Here is a 21,560-nt window from a genome sequence, read left to right on the forward strand (position 1 = left end):
CTGAGCGAATCACTGTGCGAACTGAGTGAACTGCCAGCGGGTCTGGGCGTACGGGTCGCCCTTGCCGAAGCCGAAGGCCGTCCGCGGCTCCACGCGGAAGACCAGGGCCAAGCCGCCGTCGCCCACGAAGGCGCCGTCGCGGACGTCGAACTGCCAGTCCGTGCCGTACTTCTCGGTGTACGCGGCGGCCAGTGAGCGCAGTCGCTCCTCGTCCGTCACGCGCGCTGCCGCGCCCTCGACCACCACGTCACAGCCCTCGCTGAGTGCGTTGGCGCCGGTGGTGAGGACCACCTCCTGATTGTCGCGGAGATTCTTGGCTTTGCGCTCATCGGCGCCCGTGCAGAAATGCAGCCCGCCGTCCAGCCACACGGCGATCAGCGGGGTGACGTGCGGACGGCCGTCGGGGCGGACCGTCGACAGCCAGAAGATTTCCGCGGCTTCCAGGAGGGCGACCGCCTCGGCCCAGTCGGCGGCCGTGGCCTTCGGGTCGCTGTAGCGGGGGTCCAGCTCGGCCACCGGGGTCCGCTCGGGCAGGTGGGTGCTTTCAGGCATTGCGCGGTCCTCTCGAGTTCGGGTCACCGAATGTGTTGACCGCGCCCCGTCCTCGTACTCATCGGCCTCATCGGCCGGCGGTCATCCCGCCGGATGCCGGGCCGCGCGGTTGGGCGAGGATCACGAGGGTCCCTCACGGGCCCCTGCGGTTAGGCTCGGACCCGTACCTTGATCGGGATCGAGCCGGACGTACCTTGATCGGGCAGGACAGGAGACGGCGGAATGACGGTGCCGGGGCGCAGAAGCAGTACCTTCACGCGACTGCTGCGGCACGGCTTCACCGATCCCTCCGCCGCCGAGCGGCTCCTCGGCCTCCCCGACATGGCATCCGTACGGACCGACCCGGTGCTCCTCGACGCGCTCGGCGCGGTCGCCGATCCCGACCTCGCGCTCCGCGGCCTCGTTCGGCTCGTGGAGGCGCAGAAACCGCAGGACCGGCAGAGCCTCCTCGACACCCTGGTCAGCGCGAAGCCCCTGCGCGACCGGCTGCTCGGAGTGCTCGGCGCGTCCGAGGCGCTCGGCGACCATCTGGCCCGCCACCCCGGCGACTGGAAGGCCCTCGTCACCTATGAGGCGGCCGATCTGCACCCGGGCGTCGAGGACTTCGAGCGCGGCCTGGCCGACGCGACCGACCCGGTCATGCTGCGGGTCGCCTACCGGCGGTGTCTGCTCTCCATCGCGGCCCGCGATGTGTGCGGCACGACGGATGTCGCCGAGACCGCCGCTGAACTGGCCGACCTCGCGACAGCCACGCTGCGGGCCGCCCTCGCCATCGCCCGGACCGCCGCGCCCGCCGACGCCGCTCTGTGCCGGCTCGCCGTCATCGCCATGGGCAAGTGCGGTGGCCATGAGCTCAATTACGTGTCCGACGTGGACGTCATCTTCGTCGCCGAGCCGGTCGAGGGCGCCGACGAGAGCAAGGCCGTGCAGGCCGCGACCCGGCTGGCGTCCCACCTGATGCGGATCTGCTCCGAGACGACTGTCGAGGGCACGATCTGGCCGGTCGACGCCAATCTGCGGCCGGAGGGACGCAACGGCCCACTGGTGCGCACCCTCTCCAGCCATCTCGCGTACTACCAGCGCTGGGCCAAGACCTGGGAGTTCCAGGCGCTGCTCAAGGCCCGGGCGGTCGCCGGGGATCCGGCGCTCGGCGAGGAGTACGTCGAGGCCGTCTCGCCCCTGGTGTGGCAGGCCGCCGAGCGTGAGAACTTCGTCCCCGACGTGCAGAAGATGCGCCGCCGCGTCGTCGACAACATCCCGGTCGCGGAGGTCGAGCGCGAGCTCAAGCTGGGCCCCGGCGGGCTGCGGGACGTCGAGTTCGCCGTGCAGCTGCTGCAGTTGGTGCACGGGCGCAGCGACGCGACCCTGCACAGCGGCAGCACGCTGGAGGCGTTGCGGGCGCTGGCGGCCGGCGGGTATGTGGGGCGGGCGGACGCGGCGCAAATGGACTCCGCGTACCGCTTTCTGCGTGCCATGGAGCACCGCATCCAGCTGTACCGGCTGCGGCGTACACACCTCGTGCCGGAGGACGAGGCCGATCTGCGCCGTCTCGGCCGCTCACTCGGACTGCGCACGGACCCGGTCGCCGGGCTCAACAAGGAGTGGAAGCGCCACGCGTCGGTGGTGCGGCGGCTGCACGAGAAGCTGTTCTACCGGCCGCTGCTCGACGCCGTCGCACAGCTCACGCCCGGCGAGACACGGCTCAGCCCGAAGGCGGCGTGGCAGCGGCTCGAGGCGCTCGGATACGCCGATCCCGGCGCCGCCCTGCGCCATCTGGAGGCCCTGTCATCGGGCGTGACCCGCAAGGCCGCGATTCAGCGGACCCTGCTGCCCGTGCTGCTCGGCTGGTTCGCCGACTCGGCCGACCCGGACGCCGGGCTGCTGGGCTTTCGCAAGGTGTCCGACGCGCTCGGCAAGACGCCCTGGTATCTGCGGCTGCTGCGGGACGAGGGCGCGGCCGCGGAGAATCTGGCGCGGGTGCTGTCCGCCGGGCGGCTCGCCCCCGATCTGCTGCTGCGGGCACCCGAGGCGGTGGCTCTGCTGGGCGACCCGGAGGGTCTGCGGCCGCGCGGCCGGGACCATCTGGAACAGGAGATCCTCGCGGCTGTCGGTCGCGCCGACACGGCGGAGGCGGGGGTCGCAGCGGCCCGTGGGGTGCGGCGCCGGGAGCTGTTCCGTACGGCGGCGGCCGATCTGATCGGCTCGTACGGTACCGAGGAGAGCCCGGCCGAGGCGGACCCGGGGGCGCTGGTGGACCGGGTCGGAAACGCGGTCACCGACCTGAACGCGGCGACGCTCGCGGGCGCGCTCAGGGCGGCGGTGCGGGAGCACTGGGGAGACACGCTGCCGACGCGGTTCGCGGTCATCGGCATGGGCCGCTTCGGGGGGCGCGAGCAGAGTTACGGATCCGACGCGGATGTGCTCTTCGTGCACGAGCCGCGCGAGGGTGTGGACGAGCACGAGGCGACCCGCGCCGCGAACACCGTCGTCACGGAGATGCGCAGGCTGCTGCAGGTGCCGACCGCGGACCCGCCGCTGCTGATCGACGCGGATCTGCGGCCGGAGGGCAAGAGCGGCCCGCTGGTGCGCACGCTCGCCTCCTACGAGGTGTACTACCGCCGGTGGGGGCTGGTGTGGGAGAGCCAGGCGCTGCTGCGCGCGGAGCCGATGGCGGGCGACATGGAGCTGGGCCGGCGCTTCGTGGACCTGGTCGCTTCGCTGCGCTACCCGGCGGAGGGCCTGGGCGACGACGCCGTACGAGAGATCCGCCGGCTGAAGGCCCGGATGGAGTCCGAACGCCTTCCGCGGGGCGCGGACCCGACGCTCCACACCAAGCTGGGCAGGGGCGGGCTGAGCGACGTCGAGTGGACGGTCCAGCTGTTCCAGATGCGCCACGGCTGGGCGGAGCCGGGCCTGCGCACGACGCGGACCCGCGAGGCGCTGGCGGCTGCCCACGCGGCGGGCCTGGTCACGACGGAGGACGCGCAGATCCTGGACGAGGCCTGGGTGCTGGCGACGCGGGTGCGCAACGGCGTGATGCTGGTCCGTGGCCGCGCGGGCGACACCTTCCCGTCGGACAGCCGCGAACTGGGAGCGGTGGGGCGGTACTTGGGGTACGGGCCCGGGCATGTGGGGGACATGCTGGACGACTACCGGCGGATTACGCGCAGGGCGCGGGCGGTCGTGGAGGAGTTGTTCTACGGGGCGTAGGGGCGTAGCGGCGCAGGGATGCGGGGCGCAGTGGGTGCCGGGCAGTGGCGCAATGGGCCGGCCTGGGCGTCGCCGCCCCTAACGGCGCGAGAACCCCAGCGCGCGAACCACCCGCGGGCGGCTCGCCTCCTCCTGCACCGCAGGGATCTGCGGCAGCCGGTGCGGATACGCCTGGAACCACGCGTACGACACCACGAACCCGAAAGTCAGGCAGATCATGCCGCCCACCGCGTCCAGCCAGAAGTGGTTCGCCGTGGCGACGATGACGACCAGCGTCAACGTCGGATAGAGCAGACCGAGGATCTTCGCCCACGGGGCCGACGCCACCGCGAAAATTATGAGGCCGCACCAGAGCGACCAGCCGATGTGCATCGACGGCATCGCGGCGTACTGGTTCGACATGTTCTTCAGGTTGCCCGAGGCCATCGAGCCCCAGGTGTGGTGGACCAGGACCGTGTCGATGAAGTCGTTGCCGCTCATCAGCCGAGGCGGCGCGAGCGGGTACAGGTAGTAACCGACCAGCGCCACACCCGTCGTGGCGAACAGGACAAGACGGGCAGCCGCGTAGCGGCCCGGATGACTGCGGTAGAGCCACACCAGCACGCCGATCGTCACAATGAAATGCAGCGTGGCGTAGTAGTAGTTCATCGAGACGATCAGCCATGTCACCGAATTCGCGGCGTGGTTGACCGACTGCTCCACCGCCATCCCGAGCGACTGCTCGGCATCCCAGATCCAGTCCGCGTTGCGCAGTGCCTGTGCCTTCTGCTCCGGAACGGCATTGCGGACCAGCGAATATGTCCAGTAACTCACCGCGATCAGCAGTATTTCGAACCAGATCCGCGGGTGGCGGGGCGACCGCAGCTGTCGCAGCCGACTGCGCGACGGCGCATCGATGGCATCTTCCGCCATGGGTGACGGGCCGGCCGTCCGGCCTTCCATAGTTTTCACGGTCGCTTCACCCATGGGACGAGAGTCTGCCAGATGCTGCCTCCACATTGATCATCCCCCGGTCTGGTCCTGTTTGCATTGTCTGCGCCCTAGGGACGACTGTCCCCAGCCGGTCCGTGTGACGGGCGCTGTGCGGGCCCCGAGGCGGTCGATCCCCGTACCACCAGCTCCGGCATGAAGACGAATTCGCTGTGCGGAGCGGGAGTCCCGCCGATCTCCTCCAGGAGGGTGCGGACAGCGGCCTGTCCCATGGCCTGCACCGGCTGGCGGATGGTGGTCAGCGGCGGGTCCGTGAACGCTATGAGCGGGGAGTCGTCGAAGCCCACCACAGAGACGTCGCGCGGCACCTTCAGGCCCCGCCCACGCGCGGCCCGGATCGCGCCGAGCGCCATCATGTCGCTCGCGCACACCACTGCGGTGCACCCGAGCCCGATCAGGGCGCCCGCCGCGGCCTGGCCGCCTTCGAGGGTGTAGAGCGAGTGCTGGATCAGTTCCTCGGACTCCTCGGGGGCGAGACCGAGTCGGGCCTCCATGGCCTTCTGGAAGCCCTCGATCTTCCGCAGTACGGGAACGAAACGCTTCGGGCCGACCGCCAGGCCGATCCGGGTGTGGCCGAGTGAGGCGAGGTGGGTCACGGCGAGATGCATCGCGGCCCGGTCGTCGGGCGAGACGAAGGGGGCCTTCACCTTGGGCGAGAAGCCGCCCAGGAGGACATAGGGCACGCCCTGTCCGCGCAGCTGGTCGTAGCGCTGCATGTCGGCGGTGGTGTCCGCGTGCAGGCCCGAGACGAAGATGATTCCGGAGACCCCGCGGTCCACCAGCATTTCGGTGAGCTCGTCCTCGGTGGAGCCGCCCGGGGTCTGGGTGGCAAGGACCGGGGTGTAGCCCTGCCGGGTCAGGGCCTGGCCGATGACCTGGGCGAGCGCCGGGAAGATCGGGTTGTCGAGCTCCGGTGTTATCAGGCCGACCAGGCCGGCGCTGCGCTGCTTCAGCCGCACGGGGCGCTCGTATCCGAGCACGTCGAGCGCTGCGAGTACGGATTCGCGGGTGGCCGCGGCCACGCCGGGCTTGCCGTTGAGCACGCGGCTGACTGTGGCTTCGCTGACCCCCGCCTGGGCTGCGATGTCGGCAAGCCGTGCGGTCACAGGACTGGACCTTACCGGTCGCACGTCAGATTGCCCACCACGCACAGCAATCAGCGGGAATACGGACTGTGTCACCCATCGGCTCCATGTCCTCGGAGGAGATCAGCAGCCGTCCCGGCAGGGGCAGTTCGATCTCCGATCCGGTGGTGTTGAGGGTGCAGACCAGGCCCTTGCGGGACAGCGCGAGCAGCCCTTCGGGTCCCGGCAGCCACCGCATCGGGCCGCCCGGCAGCGCCCGGCGCAGCGCCAGCGCCGAGCGGTAGAGCTCGAGCGTCGAGTACGGGTCGCCGGTCTGGGCCTCCACGGACAGTTCCCGCCAGGTCCGGGGCTGGGGCAGCCAGCTGGTTCCGGGGCCGAAACCGTACGGCGGCTCCTGGCCGGACCACGGGATCGGCACCCGGCAGCCGTCGCGGAAGCCGTCCTGCCCTGCTGCCCGGAAGAAGGCGGGGTCCTGGCGCACCTCGTCCGGCAGGTCGGTGACCTCGGGCAGTCCGAGCTCCTCGCCCTGGTAGATGTACGTCGAACCGGGCAGCGCGAGCATGAGCAGCGCGGCCGCGCGGGCCCGGCGCAGCCCCTGCCGGCCGCCGCCGTAGCGGGTGGTGTGGCGGACCACGTCGTGGTTGGAGAGCACCCAGGTGGTCGGCGCCCCCACCGAGGCGGTGGCGGCCAGTGACTCGTCGATCACGCTGCGCATCGCCTCGGGGTCCCAAGGGCAGCGCAGGAACTGGAAGTTGAATGCCTGGTGCAGCTCGTCGGGGCGCACGTACAGCGCGAGCCGGTCCGGGCTGGGGGCCCAGGCCTCGGCGACGCCGATCCGGTCGCCGGGGTAGGAGTCGAGGAGCCTGCGCCAGGAGCGGTGGATCTCGTGCACCCCGTCCTGGTCGAAGAAGGGCAGTGTCTGTGCGCCGATCAGCCTGGCCTGTTCCTTGTGGCCGATGTCCGGCAGGCCGGCCGCCTTGACCATGCCGTGCGCGACATCGATGCGGAAGCCGTCGACGCCGAGGTCCAGCCAGAAACGCAGCACCGAGTCGAACTCCTCGTGCACCTCCTCGTTCTCCCAGTTGAGGTCGGGCTGCTCGGGCGCGAAGAGATGGAGGTACCACTCACCGTCCGGCGTCCGCGTCCAGGCGGGGCCGCCGAAGACCGACTCCCAGTCGTTGGGTGGCAGCTCGCCCGCAGGGCCCTTGCCGGGCCGGAAGTGGTAGCGCGCGCGGGCCGCTCCCGCGTCATGGTCCGCGAGCGCGGCCCGGAACCAGGGGTGCTGGTCCGACGTGTGGTTGGGGACGACGTCCACGATCACCTTCAGGCCCAACTCGTGGGCGGTGCGGACGAGATCGTCCGCGTCGGCGAGATCCCCGAAGAGCGGGTCGACGGCCCGGTAGTCGGCGACGTCGTAGCCGCCGTCGGCCTGCGGGGAGGCGTAGAAGGGCGTGAGCCAGACGGCGTCGATGCCCAGCTGTGCGAGATGCGGCAGACGCTGGGTGGCCCCGCGCAGATCGCCGATGCCGTCACCGTCGCTGTCGGCGAAGGAGCGCACGTACACCTGGTAGATGACGGCATCGCGCCACCAGCCCGGGCCCTCGGTGGAAGAGCTTGCAGGGTGTGGCCCTTCGGCTGCCGTGGGGGCCGGAAGGCCGATGGCGGCGGCGAGCTCGTGGGTCATAAGGGGTCCCTCTCGTTACTGTCCGGGGCGGGGGGGACGTACAACTAACGAGGTCAACGTGGGTGCGGGCCCGCAGTGACGGTGTGCTGCGGACCAAAATAACAGTCTCTGCAAGGGCTTGCGGAGGACTTTGCAACCCTCTGCGGGTGCCCCTGAGTAGCGCAAGTGGGCCGCCGTCAAGCGATGCAATGGCAACCCTCAGGACACGTGGATGTAACGATCCCCCGCTCTTGCAGAAAATTGCCGCAAGGTCTTTCGGCGCTCTTTCATCCTTGTTACGTTCCTGCCGAACCCGGCGCCGCGAGGGAGCGGTCGGCAGGGGGCCTGGTCGCCTCCGCCATCTCGGGCATCTCTGAAGGAGTTCACATGAGGCGTGGCATAGCGGCCACCGCGCTGGTAGCGGCACTGGCACTGGCAGCGACGGCATGCGGCGGGGACGACGGCGGCGACAAGGCCGCCGGCCCGGTCACCCTCACCTGGTGGGACACGTCGAACGCGACGAACGAGGCGCCGACGTACAAGGCGATGATCGCCGAGTTCGAGAAGGCGAACAAGGACATCAAGGTCAAGTACGTCAACGTCCCGTTCGACCAGGCGCAGAACAAGTTCCAGACCGCGGCCGGCAGCAAGGGCGCTCCCGACATCATCCGCGCCGAGGTCGGCTGGACCGCCTCGTGGGCGAAGTCGCAGTTCCTGGCCCCGCTGGACGGCACGGACGCGCTCAAGGACACCGGGGACATCACTCCCTCCCTGCTCAAGCAGGCCCAGTACCAGGGGAAGACCTACGGTGCCCCCTTCGTCACCGACTCCCTCGGCCTGATGTGGAACAAGGAGATCTTGAAGAAGGCCGGCTACGACAAGGCGCCGACCACCTTGGACGAGGTCAAGAAGGTCTCCAAGGCGGTCAAGGAGAAGAGTGGAGTCGACGGCTTCCAGCTCCGCGCCGACGCCTACTTCGAGCTGCCCTACCTCTTCGGCGAGGGCACCGACATGGTCGACGCCGCCGGGAAGAAGATCACGGTCAACTCGCCCGAGGCCGTCAAGGCCGTCGACCAGAACAAGGCTCTGCTCGCCTCGCCGGGTGTCGCCAAGCTCGATGTGACTGCCGACTCCTACGCCCACATGATGGACGCGTTCAACACCGGCAAGGTCGCGATGATCGTCCAGGGCCCGTGGGAGCTGACGAACATCTACAAGGGCGCCGCCTTCAAGGACAAGGCCAACCTCGGCATCTCCGGCGTCCCGGCCGGCTCCACCGGCAAGGCCGGCGCCCCGACCGGCGGCCACAACCTCTCCGTCTACGCCGGCTCCGACAAGGCGCACCAGGCCGCGGCCCAGAAGTTCGTCGGCTTCATGACCTCGGGTGAGACCCAGGCCAAGATCGCGCTGAAGAACGGCACCCTGCCGACCCGTACCTCCGCCTACACGGCCGAGGTCAAGGCCACCCCGGGCATCAGCGAGTTCCAGCAGATCCTGTCCGACTCGGCCCGCCCCCGTCCGGAGCTGCCCGAGTACAGCTCGCTCTTCGCCGACCTCGGCACCAACCTCGCCAAGATCCTCCAGGGTCAGGTGAGCACGCAGAAGGGCCTGGACGCCACCGCCGAGTCCTACAAGAAGCTCCTCAAGGACTTCTCCTAAGACGGCCGCCGGCCGTCCGGACCGCTCCGTAAGGGGCGGGCCGGACGGTCCGCCCGTGGTGGTACGGCCCGCGCCAGTCCTGGAGCGGTCCGTACCACCACTCCTGCACCCTGCTGAGAACTGTCGTAAAGGTGTCGAAGATGACCGTCGCCGTCGAGGGCGGAAGCCGAAAGACCCAGCGTGGCGATGGCCCGCGCCGCGGGCCGATGAGCCGTATCAGGCTGTCGTACAACCGGAATTGGTACGCCTGGGCGATGGTGGCCCCGGTGGTCGCGGTCATCGGCGTGCTGGTGCTCTATCCGCTGGGCCGCGGCATCTATCTGTCGCTGACCGATGCAGACAGCTCCAACGTCGGACGAAAGATCGGCGTCAACGAGATCCCCGACAGCTTCTCGTGGGTGGGTTTCGACAACTACACGGAGATCCTCTCCGGGGGCGACCACCAGTTCTGGCCCCACTTCGTCTGGACCATCGTCTGGACCGTCGTCTGTGTGGCCTTGCACTACAGCATCGGCATGAGTCTCGCCCTGCTGCTCAACCGCAAGATGCGCGGCCGCACCTTCTACCGGATGGTCCTGATCCTGCCGTGGGCGGTGCCGACGTTCGTCACCGTCTTCGCCTGGCGGCTGATCCTCGCCGACGACGGCGGCATCCTCAACATGGCGCTGGAATGGGCCCACTTGCCCACCCCGGCCTGGCTCAGTGACCCCTTCTGGCAGAAGACCGCAGCCATCATGGTCAACACCTGGGTCGGTGTCCCCTTCATGATGGTCTCGCTGCTCGGCGGTCTGCAGTCGATCCCGGCAGAGCTGTACGAGGCCGCCGAAGTGGACGGTGCCACCCCCTGGCAGCGCTTCCGGTACGTGACACTTGCCGGCCTGCGCTCGGTGAGCAGCACGGTCGTTCTGCTCGGCGTCATCTGGACGTTCAACCAGTTCGTGGTCATCTTCCTGCTGTTCGGCAACACCTCGGGCACGGAGGCCCAGATCCTCGTCACCTGGGCGTACCGCCTCGGCTTCGGGCAGGACCCGCGCGACTACGCCGGCTCCGCCGCGTACGGCGTCATCATCCTGTCGATGCTCATCGTCTTCGCCTCCTTCTACCGCCGCTGGCTGGCCCGCAACGAGAAGGCCGTCTGACCGCCCGCCCGGGCCGTCGAGCAACAGCACCCGCCATGACCACAGAGAGGGCAGCGACCCCCATGAGCACCACAGCAGATCGCCCGGTCGCGGGCGCGGCCGGTACGGCCGGGGCCGTACCGCCCCGCACGCGTCCCCCGGGCAAGCGGCAGTTGAAGCGCGGAGAGCGTTCCCGTTCCGCATCCCTGCTGGTCCACGGCGTGCTGATCGTCGCGAGCTTCATCGCGGCGTTCCCGATCGGCTGGATCGCCTGGATCTCGCTCGGCCCGGACAAGACCGACTTCCTCCACCCCGGCCAGATCGCCGACAAGATCAGCTTCGAGAACTACACAACCGTCCTGAACGACACGTCGTTCCTCCAGTGGTTCGTCAACTCGCTGATCGTCGCGCTCGGTACCTGCCTGCTCGGCGTCTTCATCGCCGCCAGCTCCGGCTATGCGGTCTCCCGGATGCGCTTCCCCGGCCACCGCCAGCTGATGTGGACTTTCCTGGTCACCCAGATGTTCCCGGTCGCCATCCTCATGGTGCCGCTCTACAACATCCTGGCCAACCTGGGTCTGCTGGACACCTACTGGGCCCTGATCCTGGTCTACTGCACCACGGCGATCCCGTACTGCGCCTGGCTGCTCAAGGGGTACTTCGACACGATCCCCGCGGAGATCGACGAAGCCGGCCGGATCGACGGGCTCTCCCCGTTCGGCACCTTCTACCGGCTGATCCTGCCGCTCGCCCGGCCGGGCCTGGCGGTGGCCGCGTTCTACACCTTCCTCACCGCCTGGGCCGAGGTCGCCTATGCGTCGGTGTTCATGCTCAGTGACGACAAGTACACCCTCGCCATCGGCCTGACCACCTTCATCAGCGAGCACGACACCCAGTGGGACCTGATGGCCGCGACCTCCGTGCTCATCGCCATCCCCGCGTCGCTGTTCTTCTATCTGGTCCAGCGCCACCTGGTCACCGGCCTCACCGCCGGCGCCGCCAAGTCCTGACCCCCACGAACCGGGGCACCCGGCTGCCTGACCGGCCGGGTGCGCCCTGCTGCCTGATGTTTCGCCCGAATCGCTGCACCGAGCCTCAGAGGGATCGAGAATGACCCAGTACCTGGCTGACGTCCATCACACCGACCTGCCCGCGGATTGCGCGGACTGGTGGAGAGACGCCGTCATCTACCAGGTGTACCCCCGCAGCTTCGCCGACGGGAACGGCGACGGCATGGGGGACCTTCCGGGCATCCGCAGCCGACTGCCGTACCTCAAGGAACTCGGCGTCGACGCCGTGTGGCTGAGCCCCTTCTACGCATCGCCGCAGGCCGACGCCGGTTACGACGTCGCCGACTACCGGGCCATCGACCCGATGTTCGGCACGCTCCTCGACGCCGACGCGCTGATCCGGGACGCGCACGACCTCGGGCTGCGCATCATCGTCGACCTGGTGCCCAACCACTCCTCCGACGCCCACGAATGGTTCAAGCGCGCGCTGAAGGAGGGCCCGGGATCCCCGCTGCGCGACCGCTACCACTTCCGTCCCGGCAAAGGCGCCGACGGCGAACTGCCGCCCAACGACTGGGAGTCCATCTTCGGCGGCCCCGCCTGGACCCGTACGCGGAACCCGGACGGCACACCGGGCGACTGGTACCTGCATCTCTTCGCCCCCGAGCAGCCCGACTTCAACTGGGAACACCCGGCCGTCGCCGACGAGTTCCGCTCGATCCTGCGCTTCTGGCTCGACATGGGCGTCGACGGCTTCCGGATCGATGTCGCCCACGGCCTGGTCAAGGCGGCGGGGCTGCCCGACCTGGGCTCCGGCGACCAGCTCAAACTGCTGGGCAGCGGTGACGATGGCACGCCGTTCTTCGACCAGGACGGTGTCCACGAGATCTACCGCGCCTGGCGCACGATCCTCGACGAGTACCCGGGCGACCGCATCGCGGTGGCCGAAGCATGGACCCCCACCGTCGAGCGCACCGCCAACTACGTGCGCCCCGACGAGCTGCACCAGGCCTTCAACTTCCAGTACCTGGGCACCCACTGGGACGCGGCCGAGCTGCGCCGGGCCATCGATGCGTCGCTGGACGCCATGCGGCCCGTCGGCGCCCCGGCCACCTGGGTGCTCTCCAACCACGATGTGACCCGGCACGCCACCCGCTTCGCGGGCCCGGCGGCCGGCACCCAGATCCGCGAGGCCGGCGACCGTGAACTGGGTCTGCGACGGGCTCGCGCCGCCACCCTGCTCATGCTGGCGCTGCCCGGCTCCGCCTATCTCTACCAGGGCGAGGAGCTCGGGCTTCCCGACGTCACCGACCTGCCCGACGAGGTACGCCAGGACCCGGCGTTCGGCCGCACCGAGGGCCAGGACGGCTTCCGCGACGGCTGCCGGGTGCCGATCCCGTGGACCGCGGAGGGCCCTTCGTACGGCTTCGGCGCGGGCGGCAGCTGGCTGCCCCAGCCGGACAGCTGGGCCGGGCTCAGCGTCGAGGCCCAGACCGGCGACCCGGACTCGACCCTGGAGCTGTACCGCAGCGCCCTCGCGGCACGCCGTGAGCACCCCGCGCTGGGCGCGGGCGACGCGGTCGAGTGGCTGGACGCCCCCGAGGGAGTGCTCGCGCTGCGGCGCCCGGGCGGCTTCGTCTGCACCGTCAACACGACGGGCGCGGCCGTACGGATACCGGCCCCCGGCCGAGTCCTGCTGGCCGGCAGCGCCGTGGAGCCGGCCGACGGCGAGGTCGAACTGCCCGCGGACAGCGCCGTGTGGTGGACGGTGTGACGATTCCTCCGTCGCGGGTGGGCGCCCTTCAGTCCGGCGCCGCCCCGCGGCTCGCGGACATCGCGGCCCAGGCGTCGGTCAGCGAGGCGACCGCCAGCCGGGTCATGAACGGCAAGCCGGGGGTGGCGAGCGGCACCCGTCAGCGGGTGCTCGCGGCGCTCGACGTGCTCGGATACGAGAGGCCCGTACGGCTGCGCCAGCGCAGCGCGGGTCTCATCGGCCTGCTGACCCCCGAGCTCACCAACCCGATCTTCCCCGCCTTCGCCCAGGCCGTCGAGCAGGTCCTGGCCGGGCACGGCTACACCCCGGTGCTCTGCACCCAACTGCCGGGCGGCGCGACCGAGGACGAGCTGGTCGAACAGCTCCAGGAGAGCGGTGTCAACGGCATCGTGTTCCTGTCCGGGCAGCACTCCGACACCTCGGCCGATCACATCCGGTATGCCGAACTCGTAAACCGGGGAGTTCCGTTCGTCCTCATCAACGGCTACAGCGAGCACATCAGCGCGCCGTGCGTCTCCTGCGACGACCGCGCGGCGATGCGGACGGCCGTGCACCATCTGGCCGAGCTGGGGCACGAGCGGATCGGCCTCGCGATCGGCCCCCTCCGCTATGTGCCGGCCCTCCGCAAGGCCGAGGGCTTCACCAACGGTCTCCGCTCCATCCTGGGCTACACCGCCGCGGCGGCCGAACAGCTCGTCCAGCGCTCGCTGTTCAGCGTCGAGGGTGGCCATGCGGCAGCCGGTGCGCTGTTGGACAAGGGGTGCACCGCCATCGTCTGCGGCAGCGACATGATGGCTCTCGGCGCCATCCGGGCGGCCCGGGAGCGGGGCCTGGATGTGCCGTACGACCTCTCGGTGGTCGGGTTCGACGACTCGCAGCTGGTGGCGTTCACGGATCCGCCGCTGACCACGCTCCGTCAGCCGGTGAAGGCGATGGCGGCGGCCGCGGTCGGCGCGCTGCTGGAGGAGCTGCAGGGAAGTCCCGTACAGAGCACGGAATATGTGTTCCAGCCCGAACTCGTGGTCCGGGGCACCACCGCGCAGGCACGCCGGTAAGTGACCGGACCGGCCGGCCGGGCGCGTGGGGCCCGGACCTGCCGGGCCCCCGGCCGACCGGCCCGGAGTCATGGTTGAACGTAACACCACTGCAAAACTTGCGAAAGGTCTTGCAGTTGGGAAACCCCAAGATTTCTGCGGCGCGACGAGAGTGTGTCCAAAGGGTTGACCCTGGGCCGAGCAGGCTCGTACGGTCGCGATCGCAATAACTTTCTGCGTTCTTGCAGCAAGAACTGTCAGAGACGACATCAGAACCATCAAAGGCCTTACGGGCACGGCGCGTTGCCGGACAAGGCTGCACCGTCACCCGCACTTCCCCCACGCATGCACAGCGTTGTGCAGGAGGAGATATGGCCAGCAGACCTCTGGCTGCCGCGCTCGCCCTGGTGGCGGGCGCGGCAGTCCTCGTGACCGGGCCGCCGGAAGCCGCCGACGCGGCGCCGCCGGGCGGCAAGGACGTGACCGCCGTCCTGTTCGAATGGCGCTTCGCCTCGGTCGCCAAGGCGTGCACCGAACAACTCGGCCCCGCGGGCTATGGATTCGTCCAGGTCTCACCGCCGCAGGAGCACGTCCAGGGCGGGCAGTGGTGGACCTCGTACCAGCCCGTCAGCTACAAGATCGCCGGCCGTCTCGGCGACCGCGCGGCGTTCAGCGCCATGGTGAACACCTGCCATGCGGCGGGCGTCAAGGTCGTGGCCGACAGCGTCATCAACCACATGGCGTCCGCCGCCGGCACCGGCACCGGCGGCTCGTCGTACGAGAAGTACAACTACCCCGGCACCTACTCGGGTGCCGACATGGACGACTGCCGCTCACAGATCGGCTCCAACTACGGCGACCGGGCCAACGTCCAGAACTGCGAGCTGGTCGGGCTCGCCGACCTGGACACCGGCGAGGAGTACGTACGCGGACGGATAGCCGCATACCTGAATGATCTGCTCTCGCTCGGTGTCGACGGCCTCCGCATCGACGCCGCCAAGCACATGCCGGCGGCTGATCTCGCGAACATCAAGTCCAGACTCAGCGACCCCGGCGTGTACTGGAAGCAGGAGGCGATCCACGGCGCCGGCGAGGCGGTCTCGCCCAGTGAGTACCTGGGGACCGGGGACGTCCAGGAGTTCCGGTACGCCCGCGACCTCAAGCGGGTCTTCAACAACGAGAACCTCGCGTACCTGAAGAACTACGGCGAGGGGTGGGGGTACATGCAGTCCGCCAAGTCCGCGGTCTTCGTGGACAACCACGACACCGAGCGCGGCGGCGACACCCTCAGCTACAAGGACGGCGCGAACTACACGCTGGCGAATGTCTTCATGCTGGCGTGGCCGTACGGGGCGCCCGACATCCACTCCGGGTACGAGTGGTCGGACAAGGACGCAGGGCCGCCCAACGGGGGCACGGTGAACGCATGTTGGCAGGACGGCTGGAAGTGCCAGCACGCCTGGCGCGAGATCGCCTCGATGGTGGCCTTCCGGAACGTGGCGCGTGGTCAGGGCGTCACGGACTGGTGGGACAACGGCGGGGATCAGATCGCGTTCGGGCGGGGTGCGAAGGCGTACGTGGCCATCAACCACGAGAGCTGGGCGCTGACACGTACCTTCCAGACGTCGCTGCCGGCCGGTGACTACTGCGATGTGCAGAACGGCAGGGGTGTGACGGTGAACGGCTCCGGCCAGTTCACGGCGACGCTCGGCCCGAACACGGCGGTGGCGCTGCATGTGAACGCCCGCGGCTGCGGGTCGAGTTAGGCACCGTGCTTCCCTCAACCGGGGCTCCGCCAGCCCGAGCCGTTGTCGGGGCTCCGCCCCGAACCCCGCGCCTCAATCTCCCCCAGACTTCGTCCGGGGGGGGGACCCCCACGGGGCTGAATTTTCAGCCCGTCCGGCGATTGAGGACATGCGGCCGAAGGTCGCATACGGGGTCTGGGGGCTTGCCCCCAGTTACGGGAAAGGGCGGGGTGGGGGACAACACCCCGCCACCGGCACCACGTCCCTCGACAGCAATCCTCAGCCGTTCGTAACTCCGAAGGAGAACCAACCGGTGACCACCACCCCCCGCGGCGCGGCCATCGCCCTCGCGGTCGCGCTCTTCGCGGCGCTGATACCCGCCGGGTCGGCCGCCGGTGCGGCCAGACCCCCCGCGCCGCCCTCCGACAAGGCGCTCGCCGCCGAGCCCGCGCGGCACGATCTGACGCGGGAGCAGTTCTACTTCGTCCTGCCCGACCGGTTCGCAAACGGCGACACCTCCAACGACCGTGGCGGCCTTGCCGGTTCGCGGCTCGAAACCGGCTACGACCCCGCCGACAAGGGCTTCTACCAGGGCGGCGACCTCAAGGGCCTCACCCAGAAGCTGGACTACATCAAGGGCCTCGGCACCACCGCCATCTGGCTCGCCCCGATCTTCAAGAACCGGCCCGTGCAGGGCACGGGCAAGGACGTCTCAGCCGGCTACCACGGCTACTGGATCACCGACTTCACCCAGGTCGACCCCCACTTCGGCACCAACGCCGACCTTACGAAGCTGATCGACAAGGCCCACGGCAAGGGCATGAAGGTCTTCTTCGACGTCATCACCAACCACACCGCCGACACGGTCGACTACGCCGAGAAGAAGTACGGCTACCGGCCCACCGGCGCCTACCCGTATCTGGACACCGAAGGCCGCCCCTTCGACGACCGCGAAGGGATCGGCACTGTCGACGCCGGTTCCTTCCCGTACACCCCGACCGCCGGCGGCAAGAAAGTCCCCGCCTGGCTCAACGACCCGACGATGTACCACAACCGCGGCGACTCGACCTTCGCGGGCGAGAGCGCCGAATACGGCGACTTCTCCGGCCTCGACGATCTGTGGACCGAGCGTCCCGAGGTCGTGAAGGGCATGGAGAAGATCTACGAGAAGTGGGTCCGGGACTTCGACATCGACGGTTTCCGCATCGACACCGTCAAGCATGTCGACATGGACTTCTGGACCCAGTGGGCCACCGCGCTGGACAGATACGCGGCCGAGCGCGGCCGGGACGACTTCTTCATGTTCGGCGAGGTCTTCGCCGCGGACCCGGCGATCACCTCGCCGTATGTGACGCGCGGCCGGCTGGACGCCACGCTCGACTTCCCCTTCCAGGACGCCGCCCGCGCCTTCGCCTCGCAGGGTGCGCCCGCCGGCAAGCTCGCCGGTGTCTTCGGCAACGACTACCGCTACACCACCGACAAGGCCAACGCCTATGAGCAGGTGACCTTCCTCGGCAACCACGACATGGGCCGCATCGGCACCTTCCTCGAGCAGGACAACCCCAAGGCCGAAGACGCCGAACTGCTGGGCCGCGCACGGCTCGCCAACGAGCTGATGTTCCTGAGCCGCGGCAACCCGGTGATCTACTACGGCGACGAGCAGGGCTTCACCGGCGCCGGCGGCGACAAGGACGCCCGCCAGAGTCTCTTCGCTTCGAAGACCGCCGACTATCTGGACGATGACCAGATCGGCACGGACCGCACCCACGCCGTCGACGCGTACGACCCGGCGCACCCGGTCTACCGGTCGATCGCCGCGCTGTCGAAGCTCACCAAGGACCACCCGGCGCTGCGCAACGGCGTCCAGCAGGAGCGGTACGCCAAGGACTCGGTGTACGCCTTCTCCCGTACGGACGCCAAGACGCGCACTGGGCCCATCGAGTATCTCGTCGCCGCCAACAACGGGACCGCGCCCAAGACGGTGACCGTGCCGGTTGACGCCGTGGACTTCCGTGTCCTGTACGGCGGTTCGGGCACCGTCCACGCCACTGAGGGCAAGGTCACGCTCACCGTCCCCGCGCTGTCGTCGGTCGTGCTCCGGGCCGCGAAGCCCCTGGCCGAGCCCGCCGCCGGGCCGACCGTGACCCTCAAGGCGCCGGCCGCGGGAGCCACCGGCACCGTCGAGATCACGGCGGACACCTCCGGCGGACAGCTGAACCGCGTGGTCTTCGCCGCCCAGAGCGGCAACGGCAAGTGGCACACCCTCGGCTCTGCCGACCACGCCCCGTACAAGGTCACCCAGTACATCGACCGGAAGGTGAAGGCCACAACGCCCCTGCGTTACAAGGCCGTTGTGGTGGACAGCGCGGGCCGCACCGCGAGCGCCCTCGCCTCGAGCACCGCCGGCCAGGCCCCGCCGCCCGAGAAGCCGGTGGCCGTCGAGCGCGACCACGCCGTCGTCCACTACAAGCGGACCGACGGCGACTACGACGGCTGGCAGCTGAAGTCCGGTGACACCACGGCCCCCTTCACCGGGCGGGACGCCTACGGCGCCTTCGCCTGGGTCAAGCTCCCCGACGGCGCCGCGACCCTCCCGTACACCGTCGAGAAGAACGGCACGGCGGACGGCCCGCGGCGCACCGTCGACCTCGCCCGCACCGGCGAGGTGTGGATCGAGCAGGGCAAGGACGGCCAGGCCGACCGCGCACCTGACGGCGCCTACCCGCCGCAGGACAAGACCAAGGCCGTCCTCCACTACCACCGACCCGACGGCGACTACGACAGCTGGGGCCTGCACACCTGGACCGGCGCCGCATCGCCCACCGACTGGTCCAAGCCGCTCCAGCCGGTGCGGAAGGACGCGTACGGAGTGACCTTCGAGGTGCCGCTGGCCGCCGGCGCGACCTCGCTCAGCTACATCCTCCACAAGGGCGACCAGAAGGACCTGCCGACCGACCAGTCCCTGGACCTCGCGACATACGGACACGAGGTCCGGCTGCTGGCCGGGCAGCCGAAGTATCTGCTGCCGCAGACCGGTGGCGCGCCCTCCCTCGACCTGGCCAAGGCGGAGGCCCAGTGGATCGGGCGGGACACCGTCGTCTGGAAGGTGAAGGCCACCGACGCCACCAGCCAGCAGCTGGTCTACGCGAAGGACGGCGGCATCTCCGTCGTCGACGGGGCGCTGTCGGACGAGGGCCGCTGGCTTCGGCTCACACCGTCCGCGCTCAGTGACGCGCAGAAGGCCAAGTACCCCCACCTCAAGGACTACCCGGCCTTCACCGTCGACCCCCGCGACCGGGACAGGGTCCGTGAGTCCCTGCACGGCCAGCTGATCGCCACCCAGCGCGGGGCCAACGGCGCGCTGCTCGCCGCCACCGGCGTACAGATCCCGGGGGTACTGGACGAGCTGTACGACGCGACCGGAGCCAAGCTCGGGCCGGTCTTCGACAACCGCGGCCGTTCCACACTCTCCCTCTGGGCGCCCACCGCCCAGTCCGTCTCCCTCGAGCTCGACGGGAAGACGGTCGCGATGCGGCGGAACGGCGCGAGCGGCGTCTGGTCGGTCACCGGGCCGAAGAGCTGGGCCCAGAGGCCCTACCGCTACGCGGTCAAGGTCTGGGCACCGAGCGTGCAGAAGGTCGTCACCAACAAGGTCACCGACCCGTATTCCACCGCCCTGACCACCGACTCCGCCCGCAGCCTGGTCGTCGACCTCGCCGACCCGAAGCTCGCACCCGTGGGCTGGGCCTCGACGAAGAAGCCCACCGCCGTGCCACTGCGCGACGCGCAGATCCAGGAGCTGCACATCCGTGACTTCTCCGTCGCGGACCGCACATCGAACCACCCCGGCCAGTACCTCGCCTTCACCGACCGCGGCTCGCAGGGCATGAGGCATCTGCGCGCGCTCGCCGCCGCCGGCGCCTCCTACGTCCATCTCCTGCCAGCCTTCGACATCGGCACCATCCCGGAGAGGAAGTCCGACCAGGCCTCACCCGCCTGCGACCTCAAGGCGTACGCACCCGACTCCGACGAGCAGCAGGCATGTATCGCCAAGGCCGCCGCGAAGGACGCGTACAACTGGGGCTACGACCCGCTGCACTACACCGTCCCCGAGGGCTCGTACGCCTCCGACCCGGAAGGGACCCGGCGTACGGTCGAATTCCGGCAGATGGTCCAGGGCCTGAACTCCAGCGGCCTGCGCACCGTCATGGACGTCGTCTACAACCACACCGTGGCGAGCGGCCAGGCCGACAAGTCCGTACTCGACAAGATCGTGCCCGGCTACTACCAGCGGCTCCTCGCCGACGGCACGGTGGCCACCTCCACCTGCTGCGCCAACACCGCGCCCGAGAACGCCATGATGGGCAAGCTCGTCGTCGACTCGGTCGTCACCTGGGCCAAGGAGTACAAGGTCGACGGCTTCCGCTTCGACCTGATGGGCCACCACCCGAAGGCCAACATCCTCGCGGTGCGCGCGGCCCTGGACAAGCTGACGTTCGCCCGGGACGGCGTCGACGGCAAGAAGATCATTCTCTACGGGGAGGGCTGGAACTTCGGGGAGATCGCGGACGACGCCCGCTTCGTCCAGGCCACCCAGAAGAACATGGCCGGGACGGGAGTGGCGACCTTCTCCGACCGGGCCCGTGACGCGGTGCGCGGCGGCGGCCCCTTCGACGAGGACCCGGGCGTCCAGGGCTTCGCCTCGGGGCTCTACACCGAGCCCAACTCCTCGCCGGCGAATGGCACCGAGGCCCAGCAGAAGGCCCGGCTGCTGCACTACCAGGACCTGATCAAGGTCGGTCTTACGGGCAACCTCGCGGCGTACACCTTCACCGACAGCTCGGGCCGCACCGTCAAGGGCTCCGAGGTGGACTACAACGGCGCCCCGGCCGGTTACGCCTCCGCCCCGGGTGACGCCCTCGCCTACGCGGACGCCCACGACAACGAATCCCTCTACGACGCTCTCGCCTTCAAGCTGCCGCCGGGTACGTCCCCGGCGGACCGCGCCCGTATGCAGGTGCTGGCGATGGCGACCGCGGCGCTCTCCCAGGGCCCCGCGCTCTCCCAGGCCGGGTCGGACCTGCTCCGCTCCAAGTCGCTGGACCGCAATTCGTACGACAGTGGCGACTGGTTCAACGCGGTCCACTGGGACTGCCGGGACGGCAACGGCTTCGGCCGCGGGCTGCCGCCGGAGCCCGACAACAAGTCCAAGTGGCCTTATGCCAAGCCCCTGTTGACGGCCGCGCCGCTCACGGTGGGATGTCCGCAGATCAATGGCGCCTCGGCCGCTTACCGTGATCTGCTCTCGATCCGCGCCAGTGAGCGGGCATTCAGCCTGGGCACGGCGGGCGAGGTGCAGTCCGCGGTCTCCTTCCCGCTCTCCGGGAAGGGCGAGACGCCGGGCGTGATCACGATGCGGGCCGGGGATCTGGTCGTCGTCTTCAACGCGACGCCCGAGCGGCAGACCCAGCGGGTCGCTGAGCTGGCCGGGAAGCCGTACGCCCTGCACCGTGTCCAGGCCGCGGGCGCGGACAGCGCCACCAAGGCATCGTCGTACGAGGGGAGTTCAGGCAGCTTCACCGTTCCGGCGCGCACCGTCGCCGTCTTCGCCCGGGGCTGAACGCCGCGGGTGCCCGCCGCCCGCCGTGACGCCGAGGTGCAGGCCGACCGGCTGACCCGGCTCGTCGGCGGGACCACGGAACTGCACTGTGCGCACGTGC

General features: G+C 69.7%; 11 protein-coding genes and 1 pseudogene. 8 read left to right on the top strand and 4 right to left on the bottom strand.

Annotation, left to right across the window (positions count from 1 at the left end; all coding sequences use genetic code 11):
* Positions 1-9: 9 nt before the first annotated feature.
* The gene (locus J7E87_RS30595) at positions 10-552 is read right to left on the bottom strand and encodes a pyridoxamine 5'-phosphate oxidase family protein (RefSeq protein WP_215097853.1); all 543 of its coding nucleotides are present in this window, start codon (positions 550-552) and stop codon (positions 10-12) included.
* Positions 553-774: 222 nt separating this feature from the next.
* Between J7E87_RS30595 and J7E87_RS30600 the strand changes: the two genes are divergently transcribed.
* A complete protein-coding gene (locus tag J7E87_RS30600; RefSeq protein WP_215097854.1) occupies positions 775-3,762 on the top strand; it encodes a bifunctional [glutamine synthetase] adenylyltransferase/[glutamine synthetase]-adenylyl-L-tyrosine phosphorylase in 2,988 nt (995 codons plus the stop codon).
* A 78-nt stretch (positions 3,763-3,840) separates the two neighbouring features.
* Here the strand turns inward: J7E87_RS30600 and J7E87_RS30605 are convergent, their stop codons facing one another.
* The 3 genes from J7E87_RS30605 to J7E87_RS30615 form a co-directional block, all read right to left on the bottom strand.
* Complete coding sequence (locus J7E87_RS30605; protein ID WP_215097855.1) at positions 3,841-4,728, bottom strand: phosphatase PAP2 family protein; 888 nt, start codon at positions 4,726-4,728, stop codon at positions 3,841-3,843.
* A gap of 74 nt (positions 4,729-4,802) precedes the next feature.
* Positions 4,803-5,858, bottom strand: coding sequence for a LacI family DNA-binding transcriptional regulator (locus tag J7E87_RS30610; protein ID WP_215097856.1), 1,056 nt, complete (start codon positions 5,856-5,858; stop codon positions 4,803-4,805).
* A gap of 25 nt (positions 5,859-5,883) precedes the next feature.
* Complete coding sequence (locus J7E87_RS30615) at positions 5,884-7,521, bottom strand: alpha-amylase family glycosyl hydrolase (protein WP_215097857.1); 1,638 nt, start codon at positions 7,519-7,521, stop codon at positions 5,884-5,886.
* Between the two features lie 366 nt (positions 7,522-7,887).
* Between J7E87_RS30615 and J7E87_RS30620 the strand changes: the two genes are divergently transcribed.
* The 7 genes and pseudogenes from J7E87_RS30620 to pulA all read left to right on the top strand — a co-directional run bounded on the left by J7E87_RS30620 (position 7,888) and on the right by pulA (position 21,460).
* Positions 7,888-9,159 (top strand): extracellular solute-binding protein, encoded by a 1,272-nt coding sequence (locus J7E87_RS30620; protein ID WP_215097858.1) that lies wholly within the window; start codon positions 7,888-7,890, stop codon positions 9,157-9,159.
* 140 nt (positions 9,160-9,299) lie between these two features.
* On the top strand, positions 9,300-10,298 hold the full coding sequence (locus J7E87_RS30625; protein ID WP_215097859.1) for a carbohydrate ABC transporter permease: 999 nt from the start codon (positions 9,300-9,302) through the stop codon (positions 10,296-10,298).
* Between the two features lie 62 nt (positions 10,299-10,360).
* Positions 10,361-11,287: a sugar ABC transporter permease gene (locus J7E87_RS30630; RefSeq protein ID WP_251018242.1), complete on the top strand. Its 927-nt coding sequence runs from the start codon at positions 10,361-10,363 to the stop codon at positions 11,285-11,287.
* Positions 11,288-11,387: 100 nt separating this feature from the next.
* Entirely contained in the window at positions 11,388-13,061 is a 1,674-nt protein-coding gene (locus J7E87_RS30635) for a glycoside hydrolase family 13 protein (protein ID WP_215097861.1), read from the top strand.
* Positions 13,046-14,116: a LacI family DNA-binding transcriptional regulator gene (locus J7E87_RS30640; RefSeq protein ID WP_215097862.1), complete on the top strand. Its 1,071-nt coding sequence runs from the start codon at positions 13,046-13,048 to the stop codon at positions 14,114-14,116. The genes J7E87_RS30635 and J7E87_RS30640 overlap by 16 nt, the downstream gene beginning before the upstream one ends.
* 350 nt (positions 14,117-14,466) lie before the next feature.
* Positions 14,467-15,849: pseudogene (locus J7E87_RS30645) on the top strand (alpha-amylase family protein); the annotation flags it as partial.
* Between the two features lie 304 nt (positions 15,850-16,153).
* Positions 16,154-21,460 (top strand): pullulanase-type alpha-1,6-glucosidase, encoded by a 5,307-nt coding sequence (gene pulA, locus J7E87_RS30650; RefSeq protein WP_308313135.1) that lies wholly within the window; start codon positions 16,154-16,156, stop codon positions 21,458-21,460.
* Positions 21,461-21,560 lie beyond the last annotated feature (100 nt).

Origin of the sequence: Streptomyces sp. ISL-1, from assembly GCF_018614585.1 — a bacterium.
GTDB classification, from domain to species: domain Bacteria; phylum Actinomycetota; class Actinomycetes; order Streptomycetales; family Streptomycetaceae; genus Streptomyces; species Streptomyces maoxianensis.